The 15,532-nt window shown below is 40.4% G+C and carries 16 protein-coding genes; 14 read left to right on the top strand and 2 right to left on the bottom strand.

What is annotated here, in order from left to right; translation table 11 throughout:
* Positions 1-50: 50 nt before the first annotated feature.
* A complete protein-coding gene (gene dapA / locus OCF95_RS00800) occupies positions 51-986 on the top strand; it encodes a 4-hydroxy-tetrahydrodipicolinate synthase (RefSeq protein ID WP_024057785.1) in 936 nt (311 codons plus the stop codon).
* 45 nt (positions 987-1,031) lie between these two features.
* Here dapA and mnmE read toward each other — a convergent pair whose 3' ends face one another.
* Together mnmE and OCF95_RS00790 are read right to left on the bottom strand one after the other, a co-directional pair.
* On the bottom strand, positions 1,032-2,405 hold the full coding sequence (mnmE, locus tag OCF95_RS00795; protein ID WP_049500055.1) for a tRNA uridine-5-carboxymethylaminomethyl(34) synthesis GTPase MnmE: 1,374 nt from the start codon (positions 2,403-2,405) through the stop codon (positions 1,032-1,034).
* Positions 2,406-2,542: 137 nt separating this feature from the next.
* Entirely contained in the window at positions 2,543-2,725 is a 183-nt protein-coding gene (locus OCF95_RS00790) for a 4-oxalocrotonate tautomerase (protein WP_001117401.1), read from the bottom strand.
* Between the two features lie 123 nt (positions 2,726-2,848).
* On the opposite strand from OCF95_RS00790, the gene OCF95_RS00785 reads away from it, so the two are divergent.
* The 13 genes from OCF95_RS00785 to msr(D) all read left to right on the top strand — a co-directional run bounded on the left by OCF95_RS00785 (position 2,849) and on the right by msr(D) (position 15,530).
* Complete coding sequence (locus OCF95_RS00785) at positions 2,849-3,439, top strand: thymidine kinase (RefSeq protein WP_020902848.1); 591 nt, start codon at positions 2,849-2,851, stop codon at positions 3,437-3,439.
* Positions 3,436-4,515 (top strand): peptide chain release factor 1, encoded by a 1,080-nt coding sequence (gene prfA / locus OCF95_RS00780; protein WP_001028815.1) that lies wholly within the window; start codon positions 3,436-3,438, stop codon positions 4,513-4,515. The genes OCF95_RS00785 and prfA overlap by 4 nt, the downstream gene beginning before the upstream one ends.
* On the top strand, positions 4,515-5,351 hold the full coding sequence (prmC, locus tag OCF95_RS00775) for a peptide chain release factor N(5)-glutamine methyltransferase (protein ID WP_261104632.1): 837 nt from the start codon (positions 4,515-4,517) through the stop codon (positions 5,349-5,351). Before prfA ends, prmC begins: the two co-directional genes overlap by 1 nt.
* Positions 5,335-5,937 (top strand): L-threonylcarbamoyladenylate synthase, encoded by a 603-nt coding sequence (locus OCF95_RS00770; protein ID WP_000969299.1) that lies wholly within the window; start codon positions 5,335-5,337, stop codon positions 5,935-5,937. The genes prmC and OCF95_RS00770 overlap by 17 nt, the downstream gene beginning before the upstream one ends.
* 1 nt (position 5,938) lies before the next feature.
* Positions 5,939-6,370 (top strand): GNAT family N-acetyltransferase, encoded by a 432-nt coding sequence (locus OCF95_RS00765; RefSeq protein ID WP_000942963.1) that lies wholly within the window; start codon positions 5,939-5,941, stop codon positions 6,368-6,370.
* Between the two features lie 59 nt (positions 6,371-6,429).
* The gene (gene glyA, locus OCF95_RS00760; RefSeq protein ID WP_033685118.1) at positions 6,430-7,686 is read left to right on the top strand and encodes a serine hydroxymethyltransferase; all 1,257 of its coding nucleotides are present in this window, start codon (positions 6,430-6,432) and stop codon (positions 7,684-7,686) included.
* Positions 7,687-7,693: 7 nt separating this feature from the next.
* Positions 7,694-8,668: a nucleoid-associated protein gene (locus tag OCF95_RS00755; RefSeq protein WP_031237137.1), complete on the top strand. Its 975-nt coding sequence runs from the start codon at positions 7,694-7,696 to the stop codon at positions 8,666-8,668.
* Positions 8,668-9,282, top strand: a complete 615-nt coding sequence (gene pmp23, locus OCF95_RS00750; protein WP_023947700.1) for a cell wall hydrolase Pmp23 — start codon at positions 8,668-8,670, stop codon at positions 9,280-9,282. The genes OCF95_RS00755 and pmp23 overlap by 1 nt, the downstream gene beginning before the upstream one ends.
* A 73-nt stretch (positions 9,283-9,355) precedes the next feature.
* Positions 9,356-10,330 (top strand): DUF1002 domain-containing protein, encoded by a 975-nt coding sequence (locus tag OCF95_RS00745; RefSeq protein ID WP_261099733.1) that lies wholly within the window; start codon positions 9,356-9,358, stop codon positions 10,328-10,330.
* Between the two features lie 73 nt (positions 10,331-10,403).
* On the top strand, positions 10,404-11,759 hold the full coding sequence (gene rlmD, locus OCF95_RS00740; RefSeq protein WP_261104631.1) for a 23S rRNA (uracil(1939)-C(5))-methyltransferase RlmD: 1,356 nt from the start codon (positions 10,404-10,406) through the stop codon (positions 11,757-11,759).
* Positions 11,760-12,272: 513 nt separating this feature from the next.
* Positions 12,273-12,443 (top strand): hypothetical protein, encoded by a 171-nt coding sequence (locus OCF95_RS00735; protein ID WP_000873143.1) that lies wholly within the window; start codon positions 12,273-12,275, stop codon positions 12,441-12,443.
* 385 nt (positions 12,444-12,828) lie between these two features.
* Entirely contained in the window at positions 12,829-14,046 is a 1,218-nt protein-coding gene (gene mef(A) / locus OCF95_RS00730; RefSeq protein ID WP_000417519.1) for a macrolide efflux MFS transporter Mef(A), read from the top strand.
* A 20-nt stretch (positions 14,047-14,066) separates the two neighbouring features.
* Positions 14,067-15,530, top strand: coding sequence for an ABC-F type ribosomal protection protein Msr(D) (msr(D), locus tag OCF95_RS00725; protein WP_227221559.1), 1,464 nt, complete (start codon positions 14,067-14,069; stop codon positions 15,528-15,530).
* The last annotated feature ends 2 nt before the right edge of the window (positions 15,531-15,532 follow it).

Genomic DNA, 15,532 nt, shown 5'->3' with positions numbered 1-15,532 from the left:
CGTTTAGGAGTTCAGATGAACTCCTTCTTTGAAATAGAGAGGTGTTTCTCATGTCTTATCAGGATTTAAAAGAGTGTAAAATCATCACAGCCTTTATTACTCCCTTCCACGAGGATGGTTCCATCAACTTTGATGCCATTCCAGCCTTGATTGAGCATCTGTTGGCGCATCATACGGATGGAATTCTTCTCGCAGGTACCACTGCTGAGAGTCCGACATTGACTCACGATGAAGAGTTGGAGCTCTTTGCGGCTGTACAAAAAGTTGTCAATGGACGTGTTCCTTTGATTGCGGGTGTGGGTACCAATGATACGCGTGACTCTATTGAGTTTGTCAAAGAAGTTGCGGAATTTGGTGGTTTTGCTGCTGGGCTTGCTATTGTACCTTACTACAACAAACCTTCTCAAGAAGGAATGTATCAGCACTTTAAGGCGATTGCGGATGCTTCTAACCTACCAATTATTATCTATAACATTCCAGGGCGTGTAGTTGTAGAATTAACTCCAGAAACCATGCTTCGCTTGGCTGACCATCCAAATATTATCGGTGTCAAAGAATGTACTAGCTTGGCTAATATGGCTTACTTGATTGAGCACAAGCCTGAAGAATTCTTGATTTATACGGGTGAGGATGGAGATGCTTTCCATGCCATGAACCTTGGTGCGGATGGGGTTATTTCTGTTGCCTCTCATACAAATGGGGATGAGATGCACGAGATGTTCACTGCAATTGCAGAAAGCGATATGAAAAAAGCCGCAGCTATTCAGCGTAAATTCATTCCTAAGGTCAATGCCCTCTTCTCTTATCCAAGTCCTGCTCCTGTCAAGGCCGTTCTTAACTACATGGGATTTGAAGTTGGACCAACTCGTCTACCTCTAGTTCCAGCACCAGAGGAAGATGCCAAACGCATTATCAAGGTTGTCGTAGATGGCGACTACGAAGCAACCAAGGCAACTGTAACAGGGGTCTTAAGACCAGATTACTGATAAAGACAATAAAATCCATGACCGCAACAACGATCATGGATTTTCCTATTTTCCTAAACAGAATTGGCTAAAAAGTTGAGTGATGAGTTCATCAGGAGCAGCATCCCCAGTGATTTCTCCGAGGATTTCCCAAGTACGAGTCAAGTCAACTTGAAGCAAGTCAACTGGCATACCTAGTTCCAGCCCTTCATTAACAGCCTGTAGGCTTTCAACAGCCTTCTCAATCAAGGAAATATGACGGGCATTTGACAAGTAAGTTGCGTCTTGCTCAACCAAACCAGCATTTTCAAAGAAGAGGTTGTTAATACGTTCTTCAATCTTATCAATATTTTGGTTTTTAAGGACTGAAATACGAATAACGTCTTCAGGTAGTTCCGAAGTTTCAATCGCTTCAGGCAGGTCGGTTTTATTAAGAAGAATAATACGGTTTGTATCTTGGCTAATTTCAAGAAGTTGTCTGTCTTGAGCAGTCAGTGGTTCGCTAGCGTTTAGCACTAGTAGAACTAGGTCAGCTTCCTTGAGGGCTTTTTTTGAACGCTCAACTCCGATTTGTTCCACGATGTCATCCGTTTCACGAATACCAGCTGTGTCAATCAATTTTAGTGGAACACCGTTGATGTTGACGTATTCTTCGATGACATCTCGAGTTGTACCAGCAATATCGGTTACGATTGCCTTGTCTTCACGCAAGAGGTTGTTGAGAAGGCTTGATTTCCCAACGTTAGGGCGTCCGATGATAGCAGTTGAAATTCCTTCACGGAGGATTTTGCCACGACGGGCTGTCCTAAGGAGATTGGTTAGTAATTGTTCAAACTCCATTGTCTTCTCACGGACAACAGCAGTAGTCGCTTCTTCAACATCGTCATACTCAGGATAGTCAATATTCACCTCGACTTGGGCAAGTGTATTGAGGATTTCTTGACGGGTATTATTGATAAGATCAGAAAGGGAACCATCTAATTGTTTGACCGCAATGTTCATGGCCTTGTCTGTCTTGGCACGGATGATATCCATCACTGCCTCAGCTTGAGTCAAGTCCACACGACCGTTTAGAAAGGCACGTTTAGTAAATTCACCAGGTTCTGCCAATCGAGCTCCTTCACGGATAGCTAACTGGAGAATCTCATTGGTCACCGCAATCCCACCGTGGGTGTTAATCTCGATAATATCCTCACGAGTAAAGGTTTTTGGAGACTTCATGGCTCCAACCATGACTTCGTCCATGACTTTACTAGTCAGAGGATCAACAATGTGACCGTAGTTGAGAGTGTGGCTGGCAACCTTGTTCAAGTCTTTTCCTTTAAAAATCTTTTGCGCAATAGCAAAACTTTCTGTTCCGCTCAGGCGGACAATACCAATAGCCCCTTCACCTAGTGGAGTAGATATGGCAGCGATGGTATCAAATTCACGTGTAATCATAATGTTTCCTTTAATTAATAGCTCTTTTCTTGGAAATTTTCCCAAGTATCCTTTCAAATTGTAACAAATTTGAACTATTTCTTCAATGGATGTTACTTGGAGATTGAAAAAGCCTAAGCAATTCTGCTTAAGCTAGCTTATTTGGTGCGCATTTCCCCTTGTGGGAAGTAGGTTCCTTCTGGCATGTCATTGATGATGACATGGACAGCAGATTGAGGTGCTCCAGTGTTACGGACAACAGCTTCCGTTACTTCCTTAGCAAGAGCTTTCTTTTGCTCGAGCGTGCGTCCTTCAAATAAATCGATGCGTACAAATGGCATAATGGCTTCCTCCACTAGTTTTTGATTTCTTCTATTTTACCACATTTTGCCGTTTAAAGCTTAAGAAAATTATGATATACTAGAATGTAGCAAAAATTTAGAAATGGACGTGAAGCAAGAAACATGGCACAGTTGTATTATCGTTATGGGACCATGAACTCTGGAAAGACAATCGAGATTCTCAAGGTGGCCTATAACTATGAGGAGCAGGGAAAAGGTGTTGTGATTATGACCTCGGCTCTGGATACGCGTGACGGTGTTGGTTATGTGTCGAGTCGGATTGGCATGAAACGCCCTGCCATTGCGATTGAGGAAACGACGGATATCTTTGGCTATATCCGAGACCTATCAGAAAAACCTTACTGTGTGTTGGTTGATGAAGCCCAGTTTCTCAAGCGTCACCATGTTTACGACCTAGCTCGTGTTGTGGATGAGTTAGACATACCCGTCATGGCTTTTGGTTTGAAAAATGATTTTCGAAATGAGTTGTTCGAAGGTTCCAAGTATCTCTTGCTCTTAGCAGACAAGATTGACGAAATCAAGACCATTTGCCAGTATTGTAAGAAAAAGGCGACTATGGTTTTGCGAACACAGGATGGACTGCCTGTTTACGATGGAGAACAGATCCAGATTGGTGGTAATGAAACCTATATCTCGGTTTGCCGTAAACATTATTTTGCCCCTGAAATCAATAAGGAGAATGAAGAAAAATGAACATCTATGATCAACTACAAGCTGTAGAAGACCGTTATGAAGAATTAGGAGAATTGCTGAGTGACCCAGATGTAGTGTCTGACACCAAGCGTTTTATGGAACTTTCAAAAGAAGAGGCTTCTACTCGCGATACGGTAACAGCCTACCGTGAGTACAAACAAGTCCTTCAAAACATCGTTGACGCTGAAGAGATGATTAAGGAATCAGGTGGAGATGCTGACTTGGAAGAAATGGCCAAGCAAGAGCTCAAAGATGCCAAGGCTGAAAAAGAAGAATACGAAGAAAAATTGAAAATCTTGCTTCTTCCAAAGGATCCAAACGATGACAAGAATATCATCCTTGAAATCCGTGGAGCAGCGGGTGGAGATGAGGCAGCACTTTTCGCTGGGGATTTGCTAACCATGTATCAAAAGTATGCTGAAGCCCAAGGCTGGCGCTTTGAAGTTATGGAAGCCTCTATGAATGGTGTCGGCGGTTTCAAAGAAGTGGTTGCCATGGTTTCAGGTCAGTCTGTTTACTCTAAGCTTAAGTACGAATCAGGTGCCCACCGTGTGCAACGTGTCCCTGTGACAGAAAGCCAAGGTCGTGTCCATACATCAACTGCCACAGTTCTTGTCATGCCTGAAGTAGAAGAAGTAGAGTACGATATTGATCCAAAAGACCTTCGTGTTGACATCTACCACGCATCAGGTGCTGGTGGACAGAACGTCAATAAAGTTGCGACTGCCGTTCGTATCGTTCACTTGCCAACCAATATTAAGGTTGAGATGCAGGAAGAACGTACCCAGCAGAAGAACCGTGAGAAAGCCATGAAAATCATCCGTGCGCGTGTTGCTGACCACTTTGCACAAATTGCTCAGGATGAACAAGACGCTGAGCGCAAGTCAACAATCGGTACTGGTGACCGTTCAGAACGAATCCGTACTTATAATTTCCCACAAAACCGTGTCACAGATCACCGTATCGGTTTAACCCTCCAAAAACTAGATACCATTTTATCTGGTAAATTGGACGAAGTTGTGGATGCCTTGGTGCTCTATGACCAAACACAAAAATTAGAAGAATTAAACAAATAATGAAATTAGCTCAATTATTTTCAGATTTTGAAGAAGAGTTGATAAGACAAGGAGAGGAAGCTGAAAGCCTCTCTTTTGTCTATCGTATCCTGAAAAATCTATCTTTTACGGACTTTGTTTTTGCCCTCCAGCAGGAAGTGACGGAAGAGGAAGAAGTATTTGTAAAAGGAATTTTCCAACAGTTAGCAGCTCATAAACCGGCACAATACATCATTGGACAGACAGATTTTTATGGAATGCAGTTAAAAGTTGATGAGCGAGTATTGATCCCTCGTCCAGAAACAGAGGAGTTGGTGGAGCTTATTCTGGCTGAAAATCCTGAGACGAATCTTTCTGTTCTGGATATTGGAACAGGTAGTGGAGCTATTGCTCTCGCTCTAGCAAAAAATAGACCAGATTGGTCGGTGACAGCAGCAGATATTTCCCAAAATGCTTTAGATGTAGCTAGTGAAAATTCTAAAAATCAAAATCTTCAATTATTTTTAAAAAAATCTGACTGTTTTACAGAAATTTCTGAAAAATATGATATAATTGTTTCCAATCCACCTTATATCTCTCGTGAAGATGCGTCAGAGGTCGGCTTGAATGTTTTGTATTCAGAACCTCATCTAGCTCTCTTTGCAGACGAGGATGGTCTAGCTATTTACCGTAGAATTGCGGAAGATGTAAAAGACTATCTCAAAGATGGTGGTAAGATTTACCTTGAAATTGGATACAAGCAAGGTCAAAGTGTTCCCGAACTTTTTAGGAAACATCTTCCTGAAAAACGATTACGAACACTTAAGGACCAGTTTGGTCAAGATAGGATGGTTGTAATTGATGATGGACAGGATTAGACAAGAGTTGGAAAATGGTGGAGCGGTCGTTCTACCTACTGAGACAGTTTACGGTCTCTTTGCCAAGGCTCTAGACGAAAAAGCAGTTGACCATGTTTACCAACTCAAACGTCGTCCAAGAGATAAGGCGCTTAACCTCAATATCGCCTCTCTAGAGGACATCTTGCACTTTTCTAAGAATCAGCCAACTTATCTACAAAAACTTGTAGAGACCTTTTTACCAGGTCCCTTAACCATTATTCTCGAAGCTAATGACCGAGTTCCCTATTGGGTCAATTCTGGTCTTGCAACTGTTGGATTTCGGATGCCTAGTCATCCCATTACCCTTGATTTGATTCGAGAGACAGGACCTCTGATTGGACCGTCAGCTAATATCTCAGGTCAGGCAAGTGGAGTGACTTTTAATCAAATTCTAGAGGATTTTGACCAAGAGGTTTTGGGTTTGGAAGACGATCCTTTTCTAACTGGACAGGATTCAACTATTTTGGATTTGTCTGGAGACAAGGTGAAAATCTTACGCCAAGGGGCCATTAAGCGAGAAGATATTCTTGCTCGGTTGCCAGAGATTTCTTTTGAGGAGGAATGAGATGTTAAGAGACTTAAGAGAAACTGATGTGAAAGCAATATGTGAGATCAACCAAGATGCTTTGGGCTATTCTTTTAGTCCAGAGGAAACGGCTAGTCAATTAGCTAGACTATCTCAGGATTCCCATCATTTCTTACTTGCTTATGAGGATGAATCTACTCATGCCTTGCTTGGATATGTCCACGCTGAGGTCTATGAATCACTTTATTCTAAAGCAGGATTTAATATTTTAGCTTTAGCAGTTTCACCTCAAGCACAAGGGCAAGGTATTGGTAAAAGCTTATTACAAGGGTTGGATCAAGAAGCAAAAAGACGTGGTTATGGGTTTATCCGCTTAAACTCTGCCGATCATCGTCTGGGTGCTCATGCATTTTATGAAAAAGTTGGTTATACTTGTGATAAAGTGCAGAAACGATTTATTCGCATCTTTTAGTTTATTTTCTTGTTGCAAAACAAACTAAAGGACCAGTCACACTATAAAGGAGAAGACCTATGATTTTTGACAAAGACGATTTTAAAGCATATGATGCTGATCTCTGGAATGCTATTGCCAAAGAAGAGGAACGCCAACAAAACAACATTGAGTTGATTGCTTCGGAAAACGTAGTTTCCAAGGCAGTTATGGCAGCTCAAGGGTCTATCTTGACGAATAAATACGCTGAAGGTTACCCAGGACGCCGTTATTATGGTGGAACAGATGTAGTAGACGTGGTGGAATCTCTAGCCATTGAACGCGCAAAAGAAATTTTCGGTGCAAAATTTGCCAATGTCCAACCACACTCAGGAAGCCAAGCTAACTGTGCAGCTTACATGGCCTTGATTGAGCCTGGCGATACGGTTATGGGAATGGATTTGGCTGCAGGTGGTCACTTGACTCATGGGGCTCCTGTTAGCTTCTCAGGTCAAACCTACAACTTTGTTTCTTATAGTGTTGATCCTGAAACGGAACTCTTGGATTTTGATGCTATCTTGAAACAAGCCCAAGAAGTAAAACCAAAATTGATCGTAGCAGGTGCTTCAGCCTATTCTCAAATTATCGACTTCTCAAAATTCCGTGAAATCGCAGATGCTGTTGGGGCTAAGCTTATGGTGGATATGGCCCATATCGCTGGTTTGGTTGCAGCTGGTTTTCACCCAAGCCCAGTGCCATACGCTCATATCACTACAACAACGACCCACAAAACTCTTCGTGGCCCACGTGGTGGTTTGATTTTGACCAATGATGAAGACTTAGCTAAGAAAATTAATTCAGCTATTTTCCCAGGTATTCAGGGTGGTCCTTTGGAGCATGTTGTGGCAGCTAAGGCTGTTTCTTTCAAAGAAGTTTTGGATCCAGCCTTCAAGGAATATGCTGCCAATGTTATCAAGAACAGCAAGACTATGGCAGATGTCTTCTTGCAAGACCCTGATTTTCGTATCATTTCTGGAGGAACTGAAAACCACCTCTTCCTAGTGGATGTGACTAAAGTTGTAGAAAACGGCAAAGTTGCTCAAAACTTGCTGGATGAAGTCAATATTACCCTAAATAAAAACTCAATCCCTTACGAAAGCTTGTCACCATTCAAGACAAGTGGTATTCGTATCGGAGCAGCAGCCATTACTGCTCGTGGATTTGGTGAAGAAGAAAGTCGCAAAGTGGCTGAGCTTATTATTAAAACCCTTAAGAATGCAGAAAATGAAGCTGTCTTAGAAGAAGTGAGAAGTGCGGTTAAAGAATTAACAGATGCCTTCCCATTATACGAGGACTAAAACTTTTATGGACATTTATATTAAGAAAGCTATTATTCATCAGTTCAGTCCGGATGACACCGACCTGTTCCTAGCGGATAAGTTTCTCAATATTACTCCAAAAATCGAAGAATACTTGCGTAAAAAAATTGAACGTGTGTATTCAGATGAAGCCAAGTCTGGGATTTTCGAGGAAGAAAATCCCTTCTTCAATCATATTACAGACGATTTGTTGGAGACATCAGTAACGCTGGCTAATCTCTGGAAAGAGGAGTTCAGCATTTCCGAAAATCTCAAGACCAATGACTTGATTTTTGTGCAATTTTCTAAAGAAGGTGTAGAACATTTCGCTTTCTTGAGAATTGCCCTGAGGGAGACCTTGACCCACCTTGGTGGAGAAGTTGATAATCCAATCAAGCTAACTCAGAATAACTTGCCTGGATTTGGAACGAGTGCCGACGAAGCCTTGGTGGTTAATCTTCAGAGTCGCAAGTACCACCTGATCGAGAAACGAATTAAGTACAATGGAACTTTTTTGAACTACTTTTCAGACAATCTTCTTGCTGTCGCTCCTAAGATTTCTCCTAAGAAATCTATCAAAGAACTGGAAAAGACAGCCCAGAGAATTGCCGAATCTTTTAATACAGATGATTTTCAATTTCAATCCAAAGTAAAATCAGCGATTTTCAACAACTTAGAAGAAAGCAATGAACTGTCGCCAGAGAAATTGGCCAACGACCTTTTTGACAATAATCTGACGGCTCGTTTGAGCTTTATTGATCAAGTCAAGGAAGCCGTACCAGAGCCTGTTCAATTTGATGAAATTGATGCCAGTCGCCAGCTTAAAAAATTTGAAAACCAAAAACTTTCCTTGTCAAATGGAATTGAGCTTATCGTTCCCAATAACGTCTATCAAGACGCCGAGTCTGTTGAGTTTATCCAAAACGACAATGGAACCTACTCTATCTTAATCAAAAATATCGAGGATATCCAAAGTAAATAATGTTTAAACGAATTCGAAGAGTGCTTGTACTAGCAGTCTTCCTTTTTGCTGGATATAAAGCTTACCGCGTTCACCAAGATGTCAAGCAAGTCATGACCTATCAACCCATGGTGCGAGAAATCTTGAGTGAAAGAGACACCCCAGCAAACGAAGAGCTTGTGCTCGCTATGATTTATACCGAAACAAAAGGAAAAGAAGGCGATGTTATGCAGTCTAGTGAGTCTGCTAGTGGCGCTACCAATACCATCAATGATAATGCCTCTAGCATTCGGCAAGGCGTTCAAACTCTGACAGACAATCTCTATCTGGCCCAGAAGAAGGGGGTAGATGTCTGGACGGCTGTTCAAGCCTACAATTTTGGACCTGCCTATATAGATTTTATCGCCCAAAATGGCAAGGAAAACACCTTAGCTCTGGCCAAACAGTACTCTCGTGATACTGTTGCTCCCTTGCTTGGTAATACCACTGGAAAGACTTATAGTTATATTCACCCCATTTCCGTTTTTCACGGTGCCGAACTCTATGTAAATGGAGGAAACTATTATTATTCTAGACAGGTGCAACTTAACCTTTACATTATCAAATGTTTCACTCTCTTTTCGACATCTGGTTAGTCCAGATGTTTTTGTTATAAGTTTTCTTTAAGATAGATATATTACTCTAGAAAGGTAAAGGAGGAAATTCCCTATGAGAAAGAAACTCTTTCTGTCCAGTGTTGCGGTCTTGTGGGCAGTAACAGCTATGAATAGTGTCCATGCAGCAACAGATGTTCAAAAAGTTATCGATGAAACCTACGTCCAACCTGAATATGTCCTAGGTTCATCATTGTCTGAAGACCAAAAAAATCAAACCCTTAAAAAACTAGGCTACAATGCCTCAACAGACACCAAAGAACTCAAGACCATGACACCTGATGTCTATTCTAAGATTATGAATGTGGCCAATGACCCTAGCTTACAATTGTATTCATCAGCCAAGATTCAAAAGCTAGGGGACAAATCGCCACTTGAGGTCAAGATTGAAACACCTGAAAACATCACTAAGGTAACTCAGGATATGTACCGAAATGCAGCCGTAACTTTGGGTGTGGAACACGCCAAAATCACTGTAGCAGCCCCCATTCCAGTTACAGGAGAAAGTGCTTTAGCAGGGATTTATTATTCGCTAGAGGCTAATGGAGCCAAGGTACCGCAAGCCAATAAAGATTTGGCTCAAGAAGAGTTGAAGGCTTTGTCAGATATCAATGCTGAAAACAAGGACAAAACTGGCTATGATGCTAATAAATTAAACGTTGCCCTAGCCGATATCAAGTCAGGACTCGCCAAAGCTAAAGAAAGCAAGGGAAATCTGACAGAGGAAGATGTTCGTAAAATTGTTGAAGATACCTTAAAAAATTACAAACTTGATCAGGTTATAACAGGAAACCAGATCAATATCATCATCAATTTTGCTTTGAATCTCTCAAAGAGTGATATCCTCAGCAATGCAGACTTCACTAAAACCTTGAATGACCTTAAACAAAGTATTGTTTCACAAGCTGGCGACAGTTTTAAAAATATCAACCTTAACTTTGATGCGGATAAGGCGCTAGAGGATGGCGGGAACTTCTTAAGCTCCCTCTGGCAAGCCATTGTCAACTTCTTCAAGAGTTTTGGTTCTTAAGAAATTTCATGGTATAATAGATGGTAACCGTAACGTTGCCGTCTTTTTTGTCGGCCAATAGAAAGAGAAGAGAATGTTAAAGAAAAATGATATTGTAGAAGTTGAAATTGTTGACTTGACCCATGAAGGTGCAGGAGTGGCCAAGGTGGATGGTTTGGTATTTTTTGTAGAGAATGCTTTACCGAGTGAAAAAATCCTTATGCGTGTCCTCAAGGTCAATAAAAAGATTGGTTTTGGGAAGGTTGAGGAATACCTTGTCCAGTCACCACACCGTAATCAAGATCTAGATTTGGCTTACCTACGTTCAGGAATTGCGGATTTAGGTCATCTTGCCTATCCAGAACAACTCAAATTTAAAACCAAGCAAGTCAAAGACAGTCTCTACAAGATTGCTGGAATTGATGATATAGAGGTTGCTGAAACTTTGGGTATGAAAAATCCAGTCAAGTACCGCAATAAGGCGCAGGTGCCTGTTCGTCGAGTGAATGGTGTCTTGGAAACTGGCTTTTTCCGTAAGAATTCCCATGACCTCATGCCTCTAGAAGATTTCTTTATCCAAGATCCTGTGATTGATGAGGTAGTTGTAGCCCTACGTGACTTGCTCCGTCGTTATGACCTGAAGCCTTACGATGAAAAGGAACAATCTGGCTTGATTCGAAACCTTGTGGTGCGTCGTGGCCACTATTCAGGGCAAATCATGGTTATTTTGGTAACTACTCGTCCTAAAGTTTTTCGTGTGGAGCAATTGATTGAACAACTCATCAAGCAGTTCCCAGAGATTGTGTCTGTCATGCAAAATATCAACGACCAGAACACCAATGCGATTTTTGGTAAGGAATGGCGCACACTTTATGGACAAGACTTTATCACTGACCAGATGTTGGGAAATGACTATCAAATCGCTGGACCCGCTTTTTATCAAGTCAATACTGAAATGGCAGAGAAGCTTTATCAAACAGCCATTGACTTTGCTGAATTAAAAGAAGATGATGTGGTCATTGATGCCTATTCTGGTATCGGGACGATTGGTCTTTCTGTTGCGAAACATGTCAAAGAAGTTTATGGTGTTGAGGTAATTCCAGAGGCGGTTGAGAATAGCAAAAAGAATGCTCAGATGAACAATATTTCAAACGCCCACTATGTCTGTGACACAGCTGAAAACGCCATGAAGAATTGGCTCAAGGAAGGAATTCAACCAACCGTTATCTTGGTTGATCCTCCACGCAAGGGCTTAAACGAAAGCTTTATCAAAGCAAGCGCCCAAACAGGAGCAGACCGCATCGCCTATATCTCATGCAATGTCGCTACTATGGCGCGTGATATCAAACTTTACCGAGAATTGGGATACGAGTTGAATAAAGTACAGCCGGTTGATCTTTTTCCTCAAACGCACCATGTTGAGGCGGTAAGTTTGCTAGTCAAGGAGTAAAACGACGAAGATTAGCATTTACTTCCGCCCATGCGATAGCTGTCCGTGATTGACAAGTGCTAGCACGCAGACAGAACGGAGATAGCGAACCGCTGAGTGTGTCGCTCTGCTCGTAAAAGCTTAGAAACCTTTGAACGAAAGGGATAATGAAAGCCTTGATTGCAAGGCTTTTTGCTTTATGGTGGGTAAGTATCAGAGTGAGAAAATTTTTGGAATGAGTAGAAGTGATAGCTAGAAATTATCAGTTTCTATTTCCATTTACCCTGTGGGTACGTGTTTGTTTCCATTGACAAGGAGTTTGTGGGAATAGAAATGTACCCACCTTGTTTGAATCAAGTGAAGTGTAGTTGAAGGAAATCTGTTGAAAGCAATACTTCATTTTACCGAATAAGTAATAATTTAGGCAACTTCAAATCGATTAAAAAAACTATTTTAAAGGTTAAGAGTAGACAAAAATTGTCCACTCTTTTTTGCAAACTCAATTTATCAATAAATGAAATGAGGGAATGTAAAATGAAATATTTTGAGGTTGAGTTAGAAAATCCTGATGAATTTTTAAAACTACAAACAGAAGATTTTGTGAAAGCTAATCGCTTGCTACTAAGGAAGATAATCCAGAGCGTTACAGTCTATGAAGAAAACTTCGTCATATCCTTTAAATCTGGCATCGAATTGGAAGTATGAGTCTCATTCCATAACTTTTATATTGAACATATCATCTTGTTGTGTTATACTATAAATTGATATAAACAAAGATGTAGGAGGAACCGAAACTATGACAGCCTCAATGCGTTTAAGATAAGCTGGCAATAAAAAAAGCAGAATCTATACCCGATGATAGGCTTTTTTGTTGTGCTTATTTATACGATATTGAGCATTCATTAGTTACGGTGAGGATATTGGTTATTTAACTATACCTTTATTTAACTATGTCTTTAATATGAATGTTTCCAAATTGTATGTATGCAGACCAAAAGCCACATTGTGGGGTTTGGCCTGCATTTTTTATTGCCTAGAATGCTATTCAAAATAGAAATTCAAGCAAAATAATATGCAGGAGATAATATAAATGGAAAAATACAACAATTGGAAACGAAAATTTTATGCAATATGGGCAGGGCAAGCAGTATCATTAATCACTAGTGCCATCCTGCAAATGGCGATTATTTTTTACCTTACAGAAAAAACAGGATCTGCGATGGTCTTGTCTATGGCTTCATTAGTAGGTTTTTTACCCTATGCGATTTTGGGACCTGCCATTGGTGTGCTAGTGGATCGTCATGATAGGAAGAAGATAATGATTGGTGCCGATTTAATTATCGCAGCAGCTGGTGCAGTGCTTGCTATTGTTGCATTCTGTATGGAGCTACCTGTCTGGATGATTATGATAGTATTGTTTATCCGTAGCATTGGAACAGCTTTTCATACCCCAGCACTCAATGCGGTTACACCACTTTTAGTACCAGAAGAACAGCTAACGAAATGCGCAGGCTATAGTCAGTCTTTGCAGTCTATAAGCTATATTGTTAGTCCGGCAGTTGCAGCACTCTTATACTCCGTTTGGGATTTAAATGCTATTATTGCCATCGACGTATTGGGTGCTGTGATTGCATCTATTACGGTAGCAATTGTACGTATACCTAAGCTGGGTAATCAAGTGCAAAGTTTAGAACCAAATTTCATAAGGGAGATGAAAGAAGGAGTTGTGGTTCTGAGACAAAACAAAGGATTGTTTGCCTTATTACTCTTAGGAACACTATATACTTTTGTTTATATGCCAATCAATGCACTATTTCCTTTAATAAGCATGGAACACTTTAATGGAACGCCTGTGCATATTTCTATTACGGAAATTTCCTTTGCATTTGGGATGCTAGCAGGAGGCTTATTATTAGGAAGATTAGGGGGCTTCGAAAAGCATGTATTACTAATAACAAGTTCATTTTTTATAATGGGGACCAGTTTAGCCGTTTCGGGAATACTTCCTCCAAATGGATTTGTAATATTCGTAGTTTGCTGTGCAATAATGGGGCTTTCGGTGCCATTTTATAGCGGTGTGCAAACAGCTCTTTTTCAGGAGAAAATTAAGCCTGAATATTTAGGACGTGTATTTTCTTTGATCGGAAGTATCATGTCACTTGCTATGCCAATTGGGTTAATTCTTTCTGGATTCTTTGCTGATAAAATCGGTGTAAATCATTGGTTTTTACTATCAGGTATTTTAATTATTGGCATTGCTATAGTTTGCCAAATGATAACTGAGGTTAGAAAATTAGATTTAAAATAAACAATATTGGAGGAAATGTTATGGAATTAATATTAAAAGCAAAAGACATTCGTGTGGAATTCAAAGGACGCGATGTTTTAGATATAAATGAATTAGAAGTATATGATTATGACCGTATTGGTTTAGTAGGAGCAAATGGTGCTGGAAAAAGCACTTTACTCAGGGTACTTTTAGGAGAATTAACTCCCCCAGGATGTAAAATGAATCGTCTGGGTGAACTTGCCTATATTCCCCAGTTGGACGAAGTAACTCTGCAGGAGGAAAAAGATTTTGCACTTGTAGGCAAGCTAGGTGTTGAGCAATTAAATATACAGACTATGAGCGGTGGTGAAGAAACAAGGCTTAAAATAGCACAGGCCTTATCGGCACAGGTTCATGGTATTTTAGCGGATGAACCTACGAGCCATTTAGACCGTGAAGGAATTGATTTTCTAATAGGACAGCTAAAATATTTTACAGGTGCACTGTTAGTTATTAGCCATGACCGCTATTTTCTTGATGAAATAGTAGATAAAATATGGGAACTGAAAGATGGCAAAATCACTGAGTATTGGGGAAACTATTCTGATTATCTTCGTCAGAAAGAGGAAGAACGTAAGAGCCAAGCTGCAGAATACGAACAATTTATTGCGGAACGTGCCCGATTGGAAAGGGCTGCGGAGGAAAAGCGAAAACAGGCTCGTAAAATAGAACAGAAGGCAAAAGGTTCTTCAAAGAAAAAAAGTACTGAAGACGGAGGGCGTTTAGCTCATCAAAAATCAATAGGAAGTAAGGAAAAAAAGATGTATAATGCTGCTAAAACCCTAGAGCACAGGATTGCGGCCTTAGGAAAAGTAGAAGCTCCGGAAGGCATTCGCAGAATTCGTTTCAGGCAAAGTAAAGCATTGGAGCTCCATAATCCATACCCTATAGTCGGTGCAGAAATTAATAAAGTATTTGGGGATAAGGCTCTGTTTGAAAATGCATCTTTTCAAATTCCGTTAGGAGCAAAAGTGGCGTTAACTGGTGGTAATGGAATCGGAAAAACAACTTTAATCCAAATGATCTTAAACCATGAAGAAGGAATTTCTATTTCGCCTAAGGCAAAAATAGGTTACTTTGCACAGAATGGTTACAAGTACAACAGTAATCAGAATGTTATGGAGTTTATGCAGAAGGATTGTGACTACAATATATCAGAAATTCGTTCAGTGCTAGCATCTATGGGGTTCAAACAGAACGATATTGGAAAAAGTTTATCTGTTTTAAGCGGTGGAGAAATTATAAAATTGTTGCTTGCTAAAATGCTCATGGGTAGATATAACATCCTAATAATGGATGAACCCAGTAACTTCCTTGACATACCAAGTTTAGAGGCTTTGGAAATACTAATGAAGGAGTACACCGGAACTATCGTGTTTATCACCCACGATAAACGATTACTCGAAAATGTAGCAGATGTAGTTTATGAAATTAGAAATAAGAAAATAAATCTGAAACATTAAAT

The organism is Streptococcus mitis (assembly GCF_946188615.1).
Taxonomy (GTDB): Bacteria; Bacillota; Bacilli; order Lactobacillales; family Streptococcaceae; genus Streptococcus; species Streptococcus mitis_BZ.
The sequence above is the reverse complement of the archived record's forward strand: the minus strand, read 5'-3'. Positions and strand labels throughout refer to the sequence as shown.

Coding starts and splice junctions, on each gene's coding strand:
- OCF95_RS00790 (WP_001117401.1), bottom strand. CDS start 2,725: ATGCCATTTGTACGCATCGATTTATTTGAAGGACGCACGCTCGAGCAA.
- OCF95_RS00765 (WP_000942963.1), top strand. CDS start 5,939: ATGTTAAGAGACTTAAGAGAAACTGATGTGAAAGCAATATGTGAGATC.
- OCF95_RS00770 (WP_000969299.1), top strand. CDS start 5,335: ATGATGGACAGGATTAGACAAGAGTTGGAAAATGGTGGAGCGGTCGTT.
- OCF95_RS00745 (WP_261099733.1), top strand. CDS start 9,356: ATGAGAAAGAAACTCTTTCTGTCCAGTGTTGCGGTCTTGTGGGCAGTA.
- rlmD (WP_261104631.1), top strand. CDS start 10,404: ATGTTAAAGAAAAATGATATTGTAGAAGTTGAAATTGTTGACTTGACC.
- OCF95_RS00755 (WP_031237137.1), top strand. CDS start 7,694: ATGGACATTTATATTAAGAAAGCTATTATTCATCAGTTCAGTCCGGAT.
- mnmE (WP_049500055.1), bottom strand. CDS start 2,405: ATGATTACACGTGAATTTGATACCATCGCTGCCATATCTACTCCACTA.
- OCF95_RS00735 (WP_000873143.1), top strand. CDS start 12,273: ATGAAATATTTTGAGGTTGAGTTAGAAAATCCTGATGAATTTTTAAAA.
- OCF95_RS00785 (WP_020902848.1), top strand. CDS start 2,849: ATGGCACAGTTGTATTATCGTTATGGGACCATGAACTCTGGAAAGACA.
- glyA (WP_033685118.1), top strand. CDS start 6,430: ATGATTTTTGACAAAGACGATTTTAAAGCATATGATGCTGATCTCTGG.
- prfA (WP_001028815.1), top strand. CDS start 3,436: ATGAACATCTATGATCAACTACAAGCTGTAGAAGACCGTTATGAAGAA.
- dapA (WP_024057785.1), top strand. CDS start 51: ATGTCTTATCAGGATTTAAAAGAGTGTAAAATCATCACAGCCTTTATT.
- pmp23 (WP_023947700.1), top strand. CDS start 8,668: ATGTTTAAACGAATTCGAAGAGTGCTTGTACTAGCAGTCTTCCTTTTT.
- prmC (WP_261104632.1), top strand. CDS start 4,515: ATGAAATTAGCTCAATTATTTTCAGATTTTGAAGAAGAGTTGATAAGA.